14 protein-coding genes, 1 pseudogene and 1 riboswitch are annotated in these 16,769 nt (G+C 75.4%); of the genes and pseudogenes, 14 read left to right on the top strand and 1 reads right to left on the bottom strand.

What is annotated here, in order from left to right; all coding sequences use genetic code 11:
- Window positions 1–53: 53 nt before the first annotated feature.
- Window positions 54–1,058 (top strand): annotated as a pseudogene (locus tag ABD976_RS00850) (MFS transporter); the annotation flags it as partial.
- 105 nt (window positions 1,059–1,163) lie between these two features.
- Here ABD976_RS00850 and ABD976_RS00845 read toward each other — a convergent pair.
- Window positions 1,164–1,826, bottom strand: coding sequence for a LysE family translocator (locus ABD976_RS00845; protein ID WP_345355448.1), 663 nt, complete (start codon window positions 1,824–1,826; stop codon window positions 1,164–1,166).
- A gap of 228 nt (window positions 1,827–2,054) precedes the next feature.
- Between ABD976_RS00845 and ABD976_RS00840 the strand changes: the two genes are divergently transcribed.
- From ABD976_RS00840 to cbiE, 13 genes are all read left to right on the top strand, one after another.
- The gene (locus ABD976_RS00840) at window positions 2,055–2,876 is read left to right on the top strand and encodes a S1 family peptidase (RefSeq protein WP_345355445.1); all 822 of its coding nucleotides are present in this window, start codon (window positions 2,055–2,057) and stop codon (window positions 2,874–2,876) included.
- Window positions 2,877–2,915: 39 nt separating this feature from the next.
- Entirely contained in the window at window positions 2,916–3,368 is a 453-nt protein-coding gene (locus ABD976_RS00835; protein WP_345355442.1) for a GNAT family N-acetyltransferase, read from the top strand.
- A gap of 252 nt (window positions 3,369–3,620) precedes the next feature.
- A riboswitch (cobalamin riboswitch) is annotated at window positions 3,621–3,746 on the top strand.
- A gap of 54 nt (window positions 3,747–3,800) precedes the next feature.
- Window positions 3,801–5,915, top strand: coding sequence for a VWA domain-containing protein (locus ABD976_RS00830; RefSeq protein ID WP_345355439.1), 2,115 nt, complete (start codon window positions 3,801–3,803; stop codon window positions 5,913–5,915).
- Window positions 5,916–6,274: 359 nt separating this feature from the next.
- Entirely contained in the window at window positions 6,275–6,673 is a 399-nt protein-coding gene (locus ABD976_RS00825) for a hypothetical protein (RefSeq protein ID WP_345355436.1), read from the top strand.
- Window positions 6,674–6,692: 19 nt separating this feature from the next.
- A complete protein-coding gene (locus ABD976_RS00820) occupies window positions 6,693–7,220 on the top strand; it encodes a DUF3558 family protein (RefSeq protein ID WP_345355433.1) in 528 nt (175 codons plus the stop codon).
- Window positions 7,221–7,492: 272 nt separating this feature from the next.
- Window positions 7,493–9,208 (top strand): hypothetical protein, encoded by a 1,716-nt coding sequence (locus ABD976_RS00815; protein WP_345355431.1) that lies wholly within the window; start codon window positions 7,493–7,495, stop codon window positions 9,206–9,208.
- 137 nt (window positions 9,209–9,345) lie between these two features.
- Window positions 9,346–10,110: an ESX secretion-associated protein EspG gene (locus ABD976_RS00810; protein ID WP_345355428.1), complete on the top strand. Its 765-nt coding sequence runs from the start codon at window positions 9,346–9,348 to the stop codon at window positions 10,108–10,110.
- A 177-nt stretch (window positions 10,111–10,287) separates the two neighbouring features.
- Complete coding sequence (cobO, locus tag ABD976_RS00805) at window positions 10,288–10,902, top strand: cob(I)yrinic acid a,c-diamide adenosyltransferase (RefSeq protein ID WP_345355425.1); 615 nt, start codon at window positions 10,288–10,290, stop codon at window positions 10,900–10,902.
- Window positions 10,899–12,242 carry a cobyrinic acid a,c-diamide synthase CobB gene (locus tag ABD976_RS00800; protein WP_345355423.1) on the top strand — a complete coding sequence of 448 codons (1,344 nt, stop codon included), beginning with the start codon at window positions 10,899–10,901 and terminating at the stop codon, window positions 12,240–12,242. Before cobO ends, ABD976_RS00800 begins: the two co-directional genes overlap by 4 nt.
- A complete protein-coding gene (cobI, locus tag ABD976_RS00795; protein WP_345355420.1) occupies window positions 12,239–12,973 on the top strand; it encodes a precorrin-2 C(20)-methyltransferase in 735 nt (244 codons plus the stop codon). Before ABD976_RS00800 ends, cobI begins: the two co-directional genes overlap by 4 nt.
- Window positions 12,967–14,292: a precorrin-4 C(11)-methyltransferase gene (cobM, locus tag ABD976_RS00790; RefSeq protein ID WP_345355417.1), complete on the top strand. Its 1,326-nt coding sequence runs from the start codon at window positions 12,967–12,969 to the stop codon at window positions 14,290–14,292. The genes cobI and cobM overlap by 7 nt, the downstream gene beginning before the upstream one ends.
- Window positions 14,282–15,445, top strand: coding sequence for a cobalt-precorrin-5B (C(1))-methyltransferase (locus tag ABD976_RS00785; protein WP_345355414.1), 1,164 nt, complete (start codon window positions 14,282–14,284; stop codon window positions 15,443–15,445). The genes cobM and ABD976_RS00785 overlap by 11 nt, the downstream gene beginning before the upstream one ends.
- Complete coding sequence (gene cbiE, locus ABD976_RS00780) at window positions 15,430–16,629, top strand: precorrin-6y C5,15-methyltransferase (decarboxylating) subunit CbiE (RefSeq protein WP_345355411.1); 1,200 nt, start codon at window positions 15,430–15,432, stop codon at window positions 16,627–16,629. Before ABD976_RS00785 ends, cbiE begins: the two co-directional genes overlap by 16 nt.
- The last annotated feature ends 140 nt before the right edge of the window (window positions 16,630–16,769 follow it).

The following is a 16,769-nucleotide window of genomic DNA, read 5'->3' as shown; positions in this document are numbered from 1 at the left end:
CGGGGGCTGCGCCACCGCGCGGCGCGGGCATACAACGGGTGGCTGTGACGTCGATGTGGTTGCGCGCGGCCTTCCTGCTCACCGTCGCGGGTTGGGGTGCCAACCAGTTCTCCCCGCTGCTGGCCGCCTACCAGCGGGGGCTCGGCGTGTCCGGCACCGCCGTCACCGGGCTGTTCGCGCTGTACGTGGTGGGTCTGGTCCCGGGGCTGCTGCTCGGCGGACCGCTGGCCGACCGGCGCGGGCGCCGACCGGTGGTGCTGGGCGCGGTGCTGCTCAACGGGGTGGCCACGCTGGCGCTGATGGCCGGGGTGCTGGCCGTGCCCTGGCTGGCCGTCGGGCGGGTGCTCACCGGCCTCGGCACCGGGGCGGTGCTGGCCGCGGGCACCGCCTGGGTCCGCGAGCTGACGCTGCTCGCGGGCACGACCGACGACGGCGCGGGCGCCCGCCGGGCCGGAGTGCTGCTGTCGGCCGGGTTCAGCCTCAGCGGACTGGTCGCCGCGCTGCTCGCCCAGTGGGCACCGCGGCCGCTGGTCGTCGCCTACCTGCCGCACCTGGTGCTGTGCGTGGCCGGGCTGCTGCTCGCGCTGGCCTGCCCGGAGACCCGGCCGAGCCGACCGGCGGCGACGCGGGTGCGGCAGCGCGACCGGCGGTTCCGCGCGCTGGTGCTGCCGGTGGCGCTGTGGGTGTTCGTCGGCCCCTCGATCAGCTTCGGCGTGCTGCCGGGGCAGGTCGCCCCGGCGGAGTGGGAGACGCTGCACGCGGGACTGGCCGCGCTGCTCGCGCCCGGCACCGGCGCGCTGGTGCAGCCGCTGGCCCGCCGCCTCGCGGCCCGCGGCGAACGGGTCCCGGCGGTGGTGGGGCTGGGCCTGCTGGGCCTCGGGCTGGCGCTGGCCGCGCTGACCGCGGCGCGCGGGATGCCGCTGGCCGCCCTGGCCTGCTGCGCGCTGCTCGGCGCGGGCTACGGGTGCTGCTCGACCTACTGCCTGACCGTGGTCGGGCGGATCGCCGCGCCCGGCGGGCTGGCCCGGCTCACCTCGGTGTTCTGGGTGGTCGCCTACCTCGGCTTCGCCGCGCCGTACCTGTTCGCGCTGGCCGCCCCGGTCGCCGACGCCCCGGCGCTGCTGGCCGGGCTGGCGGTCCTGGCGCTGCTCACCGGCCTGCGGTCAGCTCGCCACCAGCCCGACCGAGATGGTCAGGAACGCCGCGACGCTGACCAGGTCCAGCGAGTGGGAGAACCGGGGGTGCCGGAGCCGGTGGGCGATGCGGGCGGCGGCCAGCACGATGGTCAGCTCCCAGAACGCGGCGAGCACCAGGAAGATCACGCCTAGCACCACGAGCTGCACCGCGGGCTGCGCGGCGGCGCCGACGAACTGCGGCAGGAACGCCAGGCTGAACAGCAGCATCTTCGGGTTGGTCAGGTTGCTCAGCAACCCGCGCAGGAACGGGTTGGACCGGTCGGGCACCGGCTCGGCCAGCCCCCCGGCGCCGGCGCGGCGGGCCAGCCAGAGCCCGCGCAGGATCGATCCGGCGAGGTAGACCAGGTACGCCGCGCCGACCCACTTCAGCACCGACAGCACCGCCGGGTACCGGGTGATCAGCGCGCCGAGGCCGCCGATCACCGCCGCGACCTGGAGCACGCTGGCGGTGTGGATGCCGACCAGGGCGAGCAGCCCGGCGCGGCGGCCCACGTTCAGCGAGGTGCGCAGCAGCAGGAAGGCATCGACTCCGGGGGTGAGGATCACGACCGCGCTCGCCAGCAGGAAGGCGGGCAGCGGGGTGGGGTCCAGGAGCACGTGCGGTTCCTCCTCGCGCTGATCTCGTGTCACCCGACCAGGCGTAGTTCGCCGCTCCGCCTGCGGGGACGCGGCGGAGTCGGTGGTGCCGGTTCGGGAGGATCGGCGAACGATCGCGCATCGGTGCGCAGATTTTGTCGCCGAGGGCCATCATATCGAAATATTTTCCCGAAACCGTGTGACTCCCCTCTCGTCATTCCCGGTATCGGTCCGGCTACGGTCCGTCCGGCGACAGGGTTCCGGCGGTGGAGGGACGGCGAGGTGGGCAGCAGCAGGAGCGGGCCGGTGCGGATCGCGCTGGCGGGCGCGATGACCGTGCTCGCGGGGGTCCAGCCCGCGCACGCGGACGAGCAGCCCCAGGGGCGCGTCCTCGGCGGCGGGCCCGACTCCACCGACCGGGCGCCGTGGGCGGTCGCGCTCACCGACGGGTCCGGGCGGCAGTTCTGCGGTGGCGCGCTGGTCGGCCCCGTCGAGGTGGTCACCGCCGCGCACTGCGTGGTCGACGGGACGGGCTCCCAGCGCGGGCCCGCCGACCTGCGGGTCGTCGCCGGGCGCACCGACCTCGGCACCGGCGCCGGTGTCGTCGGGCGCGTGGTGCGGACCTGGGTGCACCCGGAGTACGCGGGCTTCGAGCAGGGCGACGACCTCGCCGTGCTCACCCTGGACGCGCCGCTGCCGCAGCGGCCGATCCCGGTGGTCGCCCCCGGCGACCCCGCGCCGTACCGGCCCGGCACCACCGGCCGGGTCTACGGCTGGGGGCGCACCAGCGAGGTCGGTGCGTCCTCATCGACGTTGCGCTCGGTGACCGTGCCGGTCACCGACGACCAGACCTGCGCCGCGGCCTACTCCACCTACGACAGGACCGAGATGTTCTGCGCCGGGGTGCCCGAGGGCGGTCGCGACGCCTGCGCAGGCGACTCCGGCGGGCCGTTCGTGGTGGGCGGGCGGCTCGCCGGGGTCGTCTCCTTCGGCACCGGCTGCGGCCGCCCCGGCGTCCCCGGCGTCTACACCAGGCTCGGGGGTTACCCGGAGCTCGCCGACCAGCTCCAGCCGAGTGGTGTGGGCAACTCCCGGTCCGGGTGACCAGGGCCTCCGGCCCGATGCTGTGATATCCAGGTTCAGGTGACCCTCCAGCCGCTCGCGACCGCCGTCCACCGCGCCTACACCGCGGACCTGGACGCCGACGACTTCTACCGGATGCTGCGCCTGCGCGTCGACGTCTTCGTCGCCGAGCAGCAGTGCGCGTACCCGGAACTCGACGGCAGGGATCTGGAGGAGACCACCCGGCACTTCTGGATCGATTCCGCCGATGGTTTCGTGCTCGGCTACCTGCGCCTGCTGGAAGACCCCGACGGCGTCTACCGGATCGGCCGGGTGTGCACCGCCCAGAGCGCCCGCGGCCTCGGGCTGGGGCGCAAGCTGATGCGCGCCGCCGTCGCCGAGGTCCGGCGCAGCCCCGTCGTGCTCTCCGCGCAGACCTACGCCGTCGACTTCTACCGCTCCTTCGGCTTCGCCGAGGACGGGGAGGAGTACCTGGATGACGGCATCCCCCACGTCCCGATGCGCCGCGCCTGATCCCCCGCGCGCCTGATCCCCCACCCCGCAACGACGACGGCACCGCTGAGCTCCGAAAGGCGGCCGACGCCCCACCCACCTCACCCGAAAGGGAACTGAGTGAGGGGCACCCTTGCCCAAGTTACTTGGACAAGGGTGCCCCTCACCTAGTTCCCGAACGGGTGGGGTCCCTGACGTGGCGCTGGTCTCGGGTGTGTTGGTCCGGTGATCGGGGTCTGCGACGATGCCGGGTGATCCACGCGAGGGGTGCGGCAGGAAGCCGGTGCGAATCCGGCGCGGTCGGCGCCACTGTGACCGGGGAGCGGTCCGCCACCACGTGCCACCGGGCGATGCCTGGGAAGGCCGGCGGCCCGCGCCGATCCGGGAGCCAGGACACTGCGGCCCCTCCTTCCCGATACCCGGGGCGTCCGACACCCGAGGAAGGAACCCGGCATGACCGCTCCTCCGCGCGCCGCCGCGCGCTTCCCGTTCTCCGCCGTGGTCGGTCACGACGACCTCCGGCTCGCGCTGCTGCTCAACGCGATCCACCCGCGCATCGGCGGGGTGCTGGTGCGCGGTGAGAAGGGCACCGCCAAGTCGACCGCGGTGCGGGCGCTGGCGGGGCTGCTGCCCGCCCTCGACGTCGTCGAGGGCTGCCGGTTCGGGTGCGCCCCCGACGCGCTGGACGACCGGTGCCCGGACGGCCCGCACGACGCGGTGGTGGCCCAGCGCCGACCGGCCGGGCTGGTGGAGCTGCCGGTCGGGGCCACCGAGGACCGGCTGATCGGCTCGCTGGACCTGGAGCGCGCGCTGACCGAGGGCGTCCGCGCCTTCCAGCCCGGCCTGCTGGCCGCCGCGCACCGGGGCGTGCTCTACGTCGACGAGGTCAACCTGCTGCACGACCACCTGGTCGACCTGCTGCTGGACGCCGCGGCGATGGGTCGCGCGCACGTCGAGCGCGACGGGGTGTCGGTCTCGCACGCCGCGTCGTTCCTGCTGGTCGGCACGATGAACCCGGAGGAGGGCGAGCTGCGCCCGCAACTCCTGGACCGGTTCGGCCTGACCGTGCACGTCGCCGCCGCCCGCGAGGTCGCCACCCGGACCGAGGTGGTGCGCAGGCGGCTGGCCTTCGAGGACGACCCGGAGGGCTTCGCCGGGCAGTGGGCGGAGGCCGACGCGGAGCTGGCCCGGCGCATCGTCGAGGCCCGCGCCCGCCTGGACGCCGTGGTGCTGCCGGATTCCGAGCTGCGCCGCATCTCCGCGCTGTGCGCCGCGCTGGAGGTCGACGGGATGCGCGCCGACCTGGTGCTGGCCCGCACCGCCGTGGCGCACGCGGCGTGGCGCGGCGCGGACGCGGTGGCCGAGCAGGACGTCGAGACGGCGGCCCGGCTGGCGCTGCCGCACCGGCGCAGGCGCGACCCGTTCGACGAGCCGGGGATGGCGGAGGACCAGTTGCAGCAGGCCCTCTCCGAGGCGGCCGAGCACGCCGGGGACGGCGACGACGACCCGCCGCCGGACGGCCCGGGCGGCGGCGCTCCGGAGGACGGCGGACCCGACGACGGCGGTCCGGACGACGGCGGACCCGATGACGGTGGTCCCGATGATGGCGGTCCCGGGGCCGGTGCTCCCGGCAGCGGCGATGAGGGCGAGGGCGGCCGCAGCGGTGGCGCTGACGGCGACGAGGGTTCGGGCGGTGCCGACCGCCAACCCGCGGCACCGGAACCGGCCTTCCGGGCGCGGCTGCTGGAGGTGCCGGGACTCGGCGAAGGCGCCCCGGGACGGCGTTCGCGCAGCCGGTCCCGCACCGGTCGCGGGGTCCGGGCTTCCGCGGTGGAGGGCAACGGCGTGCACCTGACCGCCACGCTCGCCGCGGCGGCCCCGCACCAGCGGGCGCGCGGGCGCAGCGGACCCGGCCTCCTGCTGCACCGCGAGGACGTCCGCCGGGCGGTCCGGGAGGGCCGCGAGGGCAACCTCGTGCTGTTCGCGGTCGACGCCTCCGGGTCGATGGCGGCGCGGGAGCGGATGTCGGCGGTCAGCGGTGCGGTGCTGTCCCTGCTGCGGGACGCCTACCAGCGGCGGGACAAGGTCGGCGTGGTCGCGTTCCGGGGCGACGGGGCGGAGGTGGCGCTGCCGCCCACCTCGTCGGTGGACGTGGCCGCCACCCGGATGCGCGCGCTGCGCACCGGTGGCCGGACCCCGCTGGCCGACGGGCTGCTCACCGCGCGGTCGGTGCTGCGCACCGAGCGGACCCGCGATCCGCAGCGCCGCCCGCTGCTGGTGCTGCTCACCGACGGCAAGGCCACCGTCGCCGTCGACGCGGCGGCGGGTTCGGCCCGGGAACGCGCGCGCCGCGCGGTGGACGACGCGGTGCGCGCCGCCGGGCTCCTCGCCCGGATGGAGGTGGCCTCGGTGGTCGTCGACTGCGAGAGCGGTCCGGTCCGGCTCGGCTTGGCGGAACGGGTCGCGACGGCCCTCGACGCGCCCCGGTTGCGGTTGGAGGAGCTGTCCGCGGAGAACGTCGCCGGGGTGGTCCGGGCGGCGCGGCCGGACCGGCAGCGCGCCGCCTGATCTCGGTTCGGTCACGAGATTCGGCGTTTCGCGGCCGGGATCGCGTGGTGCGTTGGTACCGTTGCCGCTGTCCGCCTGACCCCCAGAGGTGGACTTCCCGAGTGCCCCCGCGCTCCCGGCAACCCCCAGGTCGGTGGAGCGCGGGGGCCTTGTGGTTCCCGGGGCCGGGTTCGGCGGTGCGCGGGGGAATTCCCGCAGGCGGCCGTTCGGGGCCATCCCGTTGGCCCGTTCGGGTCCAGTTCGCCGCGCGGGCCCCGGTGCGGCGGGCGTTGCGCGGGTGCGGGACACCGCGGCGAGATCAACAGGTGCTACTTTTCCTCGTGCCGGGGCGTGTCCAAACGAATCGGGGACGGTGCGAGATGGCCGAATCGGCCGGTGCCGTGGCGGGACTCGCCGCCGCGAACGAAGCCATGATGGGGATCATCAACGCCGCCAACGGCGGCCGGTTCCAGGTGACTCCCGAAGCGGGCGAGGAGCTCATCCGGATCTTCGAGGACATGGGCGAGGAAATGCGCGGCATGTGGCAGGACCTCGACCTGCTCAAGCAGAAGGTGCCGCTGGGTCCGAGCCCCGCCGGGCAGGAGATCGCGCACTTCGACCGGCTCGTCGCCGCGGGCGACGACGGCCGCTCGTACGAGGAGATGCTCCGGCAGTTGCGCAGCCGGGTGCCGGAGGTCGTCGAGGCGATCCGCAAGGGCATCGAGCTCTACCAGGAGGTCGACGACGGGAACTCCCGCCGCTTCGACGTGCAGGCTTGAGATCAGGAGTGTGAATCCGTTGCGTCGTCCGAAGCCGCGAGCGCTCGTCACCGGCGGCATCGCCGTGGCGCTGACCTGCACGGCCTGCGGCGGCCCGAGCGCATCGCCGCCGCCCGAGCAGCCGGCGACCACCGCCGCCGGGGAGACGTCCACGAGCGCCGGGCCGTTCGCGGAGGTCGACCCGTGCGGCCTGCTCGACCCGTCGGCGGGCGTGCAGGGCCCCGGGGAGCGCGAGGACAAGCTCGGCTCGCTGGTGTGCCGCTGGGAGGTCCCGGAAGGCGGGGTGGCCGTCAACCTGCACCCGGACCGCGCGGTCGAGCAGCTCGACCTGTCGCAGTACCAGGTCTCGGAGACCACCGTCGGCGGCCGCCCGGCGAAGCTGGCGCGCGGCGCCGAGGGCGACGGGACCTGCGAGGTGCTCCTCCCGGTCTCCGGCACCGCCTCGGCCGGGGTCGCCGCCATCACCGACGACATGAACAACGACACCGCGTGCGCGGTGGCGCAGCGGCTGGCGCCGGTGGTGGCCGAGAAGCTCCCGGCCGGCTGACATGAGTCCGTGGATTCATCCGCCTGGATCGATCTTCCTGGGATATCCTCCGCGTGCGGGGGCCCGGTTCGACGCCGCCCCGCGACCGGTCGCCGGTCGGCGCGGGACGTCCCGAGCAGCCGTCCTGACGCGGTGGTCCACGCGCTCGGCGCCGGGCGGGTTCCCGGCGGACAACGGTGTCCGATCCGCAGTCGCCGCGCACGGACACCTCGGAACGCAGGACGCACCGATGCCGGAAGCCGGGCTTCCGGAGGACTTGGGCAGGGGGCAGCATGACGTCGCCACCGGGTGGTGAGTCGGAGTACATCGCCGACCGCGAGCAGGCCATGTACGAGGAGCGGGTGCGGGAGATCCAGGAGGAGCACCCCGATTCACCGCTGCACCTGCTCTTCGGCGCCTTGGCTTCGCACGTGCAGGCCGACAAGAAGGCCGACGAGTACGGGCAGCGACGGGCCGAGGAACTGGCCGAGGAGCAGGAGCTGCGCGCCCGGCCCGGCCCGCTCGGCGGCACGAACTACCTGTCGTACGAGCACAAGGAGCTCGACCGCTTCGTCCGGGAGGACTTCAACCCCGGTGCGGTGCACGACATCGGCCGGGTCTACCACGACCACGGCGCGAAGCTGCGGGACTTCTCCGACCGGATCCGGCAGGCCGCGACCAAGACCGAGGAGAACTGGCAGGGCGAGGCGGGCGACGCGATGCGCGCGCACGTCACCAACGTCGCCGACCACATGGGCCACTCCGGCAAGGCCGCGCAGCTCACCGCGAACCAGGTCGGGATGCAGGCCGAGGCCGGGGAGCGGGCGCGCAACGCGATGCCCGAGGTCGTCGAGTTCGACCTCCAGCAGGAGATGAAGGGCCTGGCGGCCGAGCAGAACCCGGTCCTCATGATCGCCCGCGTCGGCCAGATGGTGCAGAAGCACGAGGAGTCCCGCGCCGCGCACCAGGAAGCGGCCCAGGTGCTCACCACGATGGAGAACGACTTCGGCACGGCGGCCGAGCAGACTCCGACGTTCCTCCCCGCGCCGAAGGACCCCGACCAGGCGCAGGAGCTCAGCCGGCTCAAGCCGACCACGACGCTCAGCGCGTTCCAGGAACCGGCCACCCCGATGCAGACCCGGTCGGCGCTGGCCGAGGGGACACCGGCCGCGGGCGGCCACGGTCCCGGCGCCGCCGTCCCGGGAGCGCTGCCCGGTTCGGTCCCGCCCGGCTCGGTCCCCCCGGGTTCGGCTCCCGGTTCGACCCCGCCCGCTTCGGTCACCCCCAGCTCGTACACCCCCGGCTCGGTGCAGCCGAGTTCCCCCGGAACGGCGCCCGGCCAGGGCGGAGGCGGCGGCACGCCGCAGTACCGGGTCCCGGACGTGCCCTCTTACACCACGGGGCCGAAGTCGACCACCTCGCAGTGGGACTCCCGTCACGGCGGTGGCACCGGCGGCGGTGACACCCGCTGGAACCCGCGGACGAACACCTGGGAGAAGCGCAACCCCTACAACGGCAACTGGGCCCCGATCCCCGGTGGCTACCGGCCCGGCGGGCGGGACGGTTCCGGACCGTCCGGCGGTCGCGGTCCCGGCGGCTTCGGGCCGAACGGTCCCAACGTGCCCGGTGTGCCCAACCCCGGTACGCCCGGTGGTGGCGCCGGACGCGGCTTCGGCGGCGCGGGTGGCCTGGGCGCGGCTGGCGGTGCGGGCGGTCTCGGCGCCGCCGGTGGTGCGGGCGGCGCGGGCACGTCGGCCCAGCCCGGTCCGGGTGGCCGCGCCGGTGTCGGCGGAGTCCCCGGTACGCCCGGTGGTGCGGCGGTGACCGGGGGCGCGGTGGCCGGTGGCCGGGGCGGCGCCGGGATGGCCGGGGCCGCGGGCGGTGCCCCGACCGGCCGGGGCCAGGGCGGCGACGACGACCTCGACCACCAGAACAAGTACCTGCAGGAGAACGACGACGCGTGGCGGGACCTCGGGCTGCCGCCGGTGGCGCCGCCGGTCTTCGAGTAGCGCTGTTCCCGCGGTGCGGGCGGCGGCACCTCAGGCGCCGCCCGCACCGGCACGGACGTCCTGAGGTAGACCGGCGGCTCGCACGCGCCGTCGGCGGAGCGGTTCCGCCGGCGGCGCCGGTGGTGATGGGGTTCTCGATGCTCGATTCGTTCACGCTCCCGCTCGCGGCGGCGGACCTGCTCGGCGAGGAGCTGCGGCTGGACCTGCGGCGGTTCCCGTTCGAGGTGCCGCACTTCGCGGCGACCTTCGACGAGCGGCGGGCGCTGCGCGAGCGCATGTGGGCCGACCTGGAGCAGCGCAACCTCGCGTACCGGGGCCAGGTCGAGGCGGAGGTCGAGCAGGCGCTGTCGCTGCTGGACCGCGCTGCGGTGTCGATCGCGGTGGCGGTGTACGAGACCGGTGCCGACGACGTGTTCCGGGCCCGGGTGGCGGCCGCCGGCCGCACCGGCGTGCTCGCCGTGCAGGACCCGCGCGGCTTGCAGGTGCGGTTCCTCGACGTGCGCGGGCTGGCCCGGCAGTGCGCCGAACTGGCCCCGGACGAGCCCGCCGGTCGGCTGGAGGCGGCGTCGGTGCTGGTGCCCGCCGAGCCCGAGGCGCCGCAGAAGGAGAGCGAGGAGCGGGGGCCGCGCTGGCTCGACTACGGCCCGACCACCTCGACGGGCGGCCGGGACGCGGAGCGGGCCGCGGCGATCATGGCGCTGCCGGTGCGGCGCCTCGGCTACTTCCTGGTCAGCGGTCCCTCGGGCCAGGCCCCGGCCATCGGGTTCCGCGACACCGAGCAGGGTCGCTACTCGATGACCACCCGGCAGAACCAGGACGGCCAGCGGTGGAACACCTTCGCCGGGGCGGACCGGGCGACGCTCCAGCGCCACCTGGACGAACACCTCGCCAGGTTCCGCTGACCCGCTCCCGCAGCCGACGCGCGCCCGTGGGAACGGGTGAGGGTGGTCGTGAGCCAGGGGTCGGCGGTGACATCACCCACGCTTGACTTCCGGCGGGGCCGCGCGGACCGGCTGAAACCCCGGTTCCGGTGTTCGTCGAGCGCAGGGGCCCGCCGCGGGTGCCGTTAGGGTCGGTCCATGCCTCAGGGACAGCCGACCGCGGTACCGGCCGACGGTCTGACCACGCGACAGCGCCGCAACCGCCCGCTGGTCGTGGTGCACACCGGTGAGATGAAGGGCAAGTCCACCGCCGCGTTCGGGCTGGCGCTGCGCGGCTGGAACCAGGGCTGGCCGATCGGCGTCTTCCAGTTCGTCAAGTCCGCGAAGTGGCGGGTCGGCGAGGAGAGCGCGTTCCGCGCGCTCGGCAGGCTCCACGAGGAGACCGGCGAGGGCGGCCCCGTCGAGTGGCACAAGATGGGCGAGGGCTGGTCCTGGGCGCGCAAGCAGGGCACCGAGCAGGACCACGCGGCGGCGGCGCTGGAGGGCTGGCGCGAGATCGCCCGCCGGCTGCGCGACCAGCGCCACGGGCTCTACGTGCTCGACGAGTTCACCTACCCGCTGCACTGGGGCTGGGTGGACGTCGCGGAGGTGGTGGCGGAGCTGCGCGACCGCCCCGGACACCAGCACGTGGTGATCACCGGCCGGTACGCGCCGCAGGAGCTGCTCGACGCCGCCGACCTGGTCATGGAGACCACCAAGGTCAAGCACCCGATGGACGCCGGGCAGAAGGGGCAGAAGGGCATCGAGTGGTGACGCCCCGGATCGTGGTGGCCGCCCCGGCTTCCGGGCAGGGCAAGACGACGGTGGCCACCGGGTTGCTCGCGGCGCTGCGGGCGCGCGGCACGGAGGTGGCGCCGTTCAAGGTGGGGCCGGACTACATCGATCCCGGCTACCACCGGCTCGCCGCCCGCCGCCCGGGGCGCAACCTCGACCCGGTGCTGGTCGGCGAGGAGCGGATCGCGCCGCTGTTCCGGCACGGCGCCGCCGGTGCCGAGGTGTCGGTCGTGGAAGGCGTGATGGGCCTGTTCGACGGCCGCCTCGACTCGCCCGGACCGGTCGCCTTCGGCTCGACGGCGCACGTCGCCGAACTGCTCGGCGCCCCGGTGCTGCTGGTGGTCGACGCCAAGGGCCAGGGGCAGAGCCTCGCCGCGCTGCTGCACGGCTTCCGCGACTTCCACCCCGGCGTGCGGATCGGCGGCGTGGTGCTCAACCGCGTCGGGTCGCAACGCCACGAGCAGGTGCTGCGGGCGGCCGCCGACGCCGCCGGGCTGCCGGTGCTCGGCGCGCTGCCCCGGAACGCGGCGCTGGAGGTGCCGTCCCGCCACCTCGGGCTGGTGACCGCCGCCGAGCACGGGGCCGAGGCGGTGCGGGCGGTGGACGCGATGGCCGAGGTCGTCGCCGCCTCGGTCGACCTGGACGCCGTGGTCGCGCTGGCGGGCACCGCGCCCGAGCCGGCCGGACCGGTCTGGGATCCCGCCGCGGAGGTCGAGGCCCGGCCGGGCGGACCGCTGATCGCGGTCGCCGGGGGAGCGGCGTTCACCTTCGGCTACGCCGAGCACGCGGAACTGCTGGCCGCCGCCGGGGCCCGCGTCGAACGGCTGGACCCGCTGCGCGACGAGGCGCTGCCGCCCGGTGCGCGCGGTGTGGTGCTGCCCGGCGGGTTCCCGGAGCAGCACGCCGCCGAGCTGACCGCGAACACCGCGCTGCGGCGGGAGATCGCCCGGTTCGCCGGTGCGGGCGGCGCGGTGCACGCCGAGTGCGGCGGGCTGCTGTACCTGGCCGAGGAGCTCGACGGGCACCCGCAGTGCGGGGTGCTCCCGGCGCGGGCGCGGATGACCGAGCGCCTTGTCCTCGGCTACCGCGACGCGGTGGCCGCCGGGGATTCCCCCGTCTTCGCAAGAGGAGAACGCGTGACCGGACACGAATTCCACCGCACCGCCCTGGAACCGGGCGGCGGGACGCAGCCCGCCTGGTTCTGGCGCGGCGGGCGGGAGGGCTTCGCCGGGCCCCGGCTGCACGCCTCGTACCTGCACACCCACCCCGCCGGGCAACCCCGGTCGGTCCAGCGGTTCGTCGAGGAGTGCGCGCGATGAGGCTGATCGGCATCGGTGTCGGCCCCGGCGACCCGGAACTGCTGACCCTGGCGGCGCTGCGCGCGCTGCGGGAGTCCGACGCGGTGTACGTGCCGGTGCTCGCCCCGGACGAGCAGGGCCGCGCCGAAGCGGTGGTGCGCGCGCACCTGGGCGCCGACGAGCGGGTGCGGCGGCTGGTGTTCGCGCTGGCCGATCCGGTGGACGGCCCGCAGGAGCGGCGCAGGCGGCACTGGGACGCCGCGGCCGAGGAGGTCGCCGGCCGGTTGCGCGAGCGGGGCGGCACCGCGGTGTTCGCCACCCTGGGCGATCCGGCGGTGTACTCCACGTTCAGCTACCTCGCGAGCACCGTGCGGGAGCTGGTGCCCGAGGTCGAGGTGACCACCGTGCCGGGGATCACCGCGATGCAGGCGACCGCGGCGGAGGCCGGGGTGGCGCTCACCGAGGGCGCCGAACCGCTGACCGTGATCCCGGCGATGCGCGACGTCGCGGCGTTGCGGGAGGCGTTGCGCGCACGCGGTACCGTCGTCGCCTACAAGGGCGGCAGGCGGTTGGGCGAGCTGCGGTCGGTGATCGCCGAGAGCGGTGCCTCGGACCGCGCGATCTACGCCGAGCACCTGGGCACCCCCGACGCGCGGGTGCTCCCCTTGTCCGAAGTGGACGACGACGGGGCGCCGTACCTGTCCACTGTGGTAGTCCTTCCCCCTCGACGAGGAAGAGGAGAGCAATGGTGAGTGGCCGGATCTCGTTCATCGGTGCCGGACCCGGCGCGGCCGATCTGATCACCGTGCGCGGTGCGCGGCGGATCGCCGAGGCCGACATCGTGGTGTGGGCCGCGAGCCTGGTCGCCCCGGAGTGCATCCAGGAGCACGCGCGCCCCGACGCCGAACTCGTCGATTCCTCGCGGCTGACCCACGAGCAGGCGGTGGAGATCTACCGCCGGGCCGAGCGCGAACGGCTCAACGTCGCGCGGGTGCACTCCGGGGACCCGTCGCTGTGGGGCGCGGTGCAGGAGCAGTACGACGCGTGCGCGCGGATGGCGCTGGAGGTCGAGATCGTGCCGGGCGTGGCGGCGTTCTCCGCCGCCGCGGCCTCGGTCGGCCGGGAGCTCACCGTGCCCGAGGTCGCCCAGTCGCTCGTGCTGACCCGGCTGGAGGGCGGCAAGACCCCGATGCCGGAGGGCGAGAAGGTCCGGGAGTTCGCCAAGCACGGCACCACGATGGCGCTGTTCCTGTCCGCCGCGCGCACCGGGCAGCTCGTGGAGGAGCTGCGGGCGGGCGGCTACGACGACGACACCCCGGTGCTGGTGGCCTACAAGGTGACCTGGCCGGACGAGCTGATGCTGCGCACCACGCTGGGCGAGCTGGAGCAGACGGTCAAGCAGCACAAGCTGTGGCGGCACACCCTGTTCATCGTCGGCAAGGCGCTGACCAGCGGCGGTACCCGGTCGCACCTGTACCACGCCGGGCACTTCCACACCTACCGCCGCGCCGATCCCGCCGCTCGCCGGGCGTTGCGCGCCGAACGCCCCTCGCGGCGCGCGAAGCCCGCCGAGCCGGAGCCCGCCGAGCCGGAGCCTGGGGCGGTCCGCGACTCCGACGTCGCCTGGTGGGCGGTGCGCGACTGGCAGGCGACCGCGCGCGGTGCCGCCAAGGTCGCGGCGCACCGCTCGGCGGCGCGGGTGGACTCCGCCCAGCCGGAGCTGTTCGCCGAGCAGGACGCGGACGCCGCTCCGGAGCAGCGCCCCGCGCCGGAACGCGAGCAGGTCCCGGAGCGGACCGCCGAACCCGCGGCGGCCCAGCCGGAGCAGGCCGAGCCGGAGCAGCCCGCCGCGGAGGCCGAGCCCAAGCAGGCCGAGCCCAAGCAGCCCGAGCCGGAGCAGTCCGCCGCGGAGCAGGCGGCGCCGAAGCGGACCTCCCCGGCGAGCACCGGTACCGCGAAGGCCTCCACCGCGAAGTCCGCGCCGAAGCGCCGCACCACCAAGGCCGGCGAGCCCAAGGCGGCGAAGTCCCGCTCGACCGCGAAGGGCAAGCGCACGTCAGATGAGCGGTGACCCGGCCGGGCCGGAGCTGCGCGAGCCGGACCTGCCGCGCACCGCGAAGGTCCGGCCCAAGGCGCTGCGCACCGGCTTCACCACCGGCGCGTGCTCGGCGGCGGCGGCCAAGGCGGCGGCCGAGCTGATGATCACCGGCGCGCTCCCACCGGTGGTCGACGTGGTCTTCCCGGACGGCAGGCCGCGCCGCTTCGAGGTGGATTCCGCGCACGTCGGCCCGGCCGCGACGGCCGTGGTGGTCAAGGACGCGGGCGACGACCCGGACGTCACCCACGGCGCCCGGCTGACCGCGACGGTGACCCCGCGCGAGGACGGCGCGGTGGAGCTGCGCGGCGGTGAGGGCGTCGGCGTGGTGACCAAGCCGGGGCTGGGCCTGGAGGTCGGTGGTCCGGCGATCAACCCGGTGCCCCGCCGGATGATCACCGAGGCGGTGCGCGAGGTGCTCGGCGACGGCGGCGCGGACGTCACGATCAGCGTGCCCGGCGGCGAGAAGATGGCCTACAAGACCACCAACCGGCGGCTGGGCATCTTCGGCGGCATCTCGATCCTGGGCACCACCGGGATCGTGCGCCCGTTCTCCACGGCGTCCTGGCGCTCCAGCGTCGAGCAGGCCGTGGCGGTGTCGGCGGCGCAGGGCGGCCGGACGGTGGTGCTGTCCACCGGCGGGCGCACCGAGCGGGCCGCGATGCGGCTGCTGCCGGACCTGCCGGACGTGGCCTTCGTCGAGGTCGGTGACTTCACCGGTGCGGCGATCCGGCGGGCCGTCGAGCACGGGCTGACCGACGTCGTCTTCGTCGGCATGATCGGCAAGCTCACCAAGCTGGCCTCCGGGGTCGTCATGACGCACTACACGCGGTCCAAAGTAGACACACCGCTGCTGGGGCGGATCACCGCCGAGTTCGGCGGGACGCCGGAGCAGGTCGAGGAGATCGGTGCGGCAGCCACCGCGCGCCGGGCGTACGAGGTGTGGCAGGACGCCGGGCTGCTCCCGGCGTGTGCGCACCGGCTGTGCACGTCGGTGGCCGCAGTATTGGAGCGGTTCAGCGAGGAGACCGGCCGCCGGCTGCGCGCTCGGGTCGCGATGGTGGACTTCGAGGGCGAGCACGTGGTGGCGGCCACCGAGGCGAGGTGGGTGACGTGGCGGTCACGGTGATCGGAGTCGACGGCGGCGCGCTGCCGCAGGGCGCCGCGGAGGCGCTGGAATCGGCGCGGCTGGTGATCGGCGGGCGCAGACATCTGGCGGCGCACGCCCCGGCGCACGTGCGCACGCTGGAGCTCGGCGCCCTGGAACCGGCGCTGGGCGCCCTCGGCGCGCTGACCGGTGCGGAGTCCGCCGTGGTGCTGGCCTCCGGCGACCCGGGGTTCTTCGGCGTGCTGCGGGCCCTGCGGGAGCGCGGCCTGCGCTGCGCCGTGCTGCCCGCGACCTCCAGCGTGGCCCGGCTGATGGCCCGCGCGGGGCGGTCCTGGGACGACGTCGCGGTGGTCAGCGCGCACGGCCGCGACCTGCGGCAGGCGATCAACGTGTGCCGGGCCCGCCCGGCGGTCGCGGTGCTCACCGCGCCCGGGGCCGGACCGGCGCAGCTCGGCTCCGGCCTCGACGGCTGGCGCCGCACCCTCACCGTCGCCGAGGACCTGGGCGGCGAGCACGAATCCGTGGTCACCGTCGATCCGGCCGAGGCGGCCACCCGCACCTGGCGCGAACCCAACGTGGTGCTCTGCCAGGCCGATCCGGACGCGGTGCCGGCGCGCGGCTGGTCCGCCGGTGGTGAGCCGCTGCCGCCCGCCTCCGGCTGGGCGCTGCCGGAGGACGAGTTCTCCCACCGCGACGGCATGATCACCAAGTCCGAGGTGCGCGCGGTGGCGCTGGCCCGGCTCGCGCCGCGCCCCGGCACCCTGGTGTGGGACGTCGGCGCCGGATCGGGGTCGGTCGCCGTGGAGTGCGCCCGGCTCGGCGCCGCCACCATCGCCGTCGAGCGGGACGAAGCGCAGGTGGTGCGGCTGATCACCAACGCGACCGGGCACGGCGTGGACGTCCGGGTGGTCGAGGGCGCCGCCCCGCAGGCGCTGCGCGAGCTGCCCCGGCCGGACGCGATCTTCGTCGGCGGTGGCGGGTCCGAGGTCGTCGCCGCCTGCGCGCACGCCGGGGCCGAGCGGGTGGTGGTGGCGCTGGCGGCGCTGGACCGGATCGCGGGCACCCGGGACGCGCTGCGCGCCGCCGGCTACCAGGTCGAGGGCGTGCAGCTCGCCGCCGCCCGCCTGGCCGAGCTCCCGGACGGGTCCTCCAGGCTGGAGGGCACCAACCCGGTGGTCCTGCTGACGGGGGTGCGGTGCGGGTGACCGCGCGGGGAAAGTCGAACGGAGTGAGGGGCACCCTGTACCACGTCACTGGGTACAGGGTGCCCCTCACCCAGGTATCGAACGGGCGGTGCGCGTCGACGACGGGTGCTGGACCGGTGATCAGGTCCGCGGTGGCGGGC

This window comes from Saccharopolyspora cebuensis, from assembly GCF_039542665.1.
Taxonomy (GTDB): Bacteria; Actinomycetota; Actinomycetes; order Mycobacteriales; family Pseudonocardiaceae; genus Saccharopolyspora; species Saccharopolyspora cebuensis.
The sequence above is the reverse complement of the archived record's forward strand: the minus strand, read 5'-3'. Positions and strand labels throughout refer to the sequence as shown.

Excerpts from the sequence above, each read along its gene's own strand:
- ABD976_RS00830 (WP_345355439.1), top strand. The coding sequence starts at position 3,801 with ATGACCGCTCCTCCGCGCGCCGCCGCGCGCTTCCCGTTCTCCGCCGTG.
- ABD976_RS00825 (WP_345355436.1), top strand. The coding sequence starts at position 6,275 with ATGGCCGAATCGGCCGGTGCCGTGGCGGGACTCGCCGCCGCGAACGAA.
- ABD976_RS00815 (WP_345355431.1), top strand. The coding sequence starts at position 7,493 with ATGACGTCGCCACCGGGTGGTGAGTCGGAGTACATCGCCGACCGCGAG.
- ABD976_RS00810 (WP_345355428.1), top strand. The coding sequence starts at position 9,346 with ATGCTCGATTCGTTCACGCTCCCGCTCGCGGCGGCGGACCTGCTCGGC.
- cobO (WP_345355425.1), top strand. The coding sequence starts at position 10,288 with ATGCCTCAGGGACAGCCGACCGCGGTACCGGCCGACGGTCTGACCACG.
- cobI (WP_345355420.1), top strand. The coding sequence starts at position 12,239 with ATGAGGCTGATCGGCATCGGTGTCGGCCCCGGCGACCCGGAACTGCTG.
- cobM (WP_345355417.1), top strand. The coding sequence starts at position 12,967 with ATGGTGAGTGGCCGGATCTCGTTCATCGGTGCCGGACCCGGCGCGGCC.
- ABD976_RS00785 (WP_345355414.1), top strand. The coding sequence starts at position 14,282 with ATGAGCGGTGACCCGGCCGGGCCGGAGCTGCGCGAGCCGGACCTGCCG.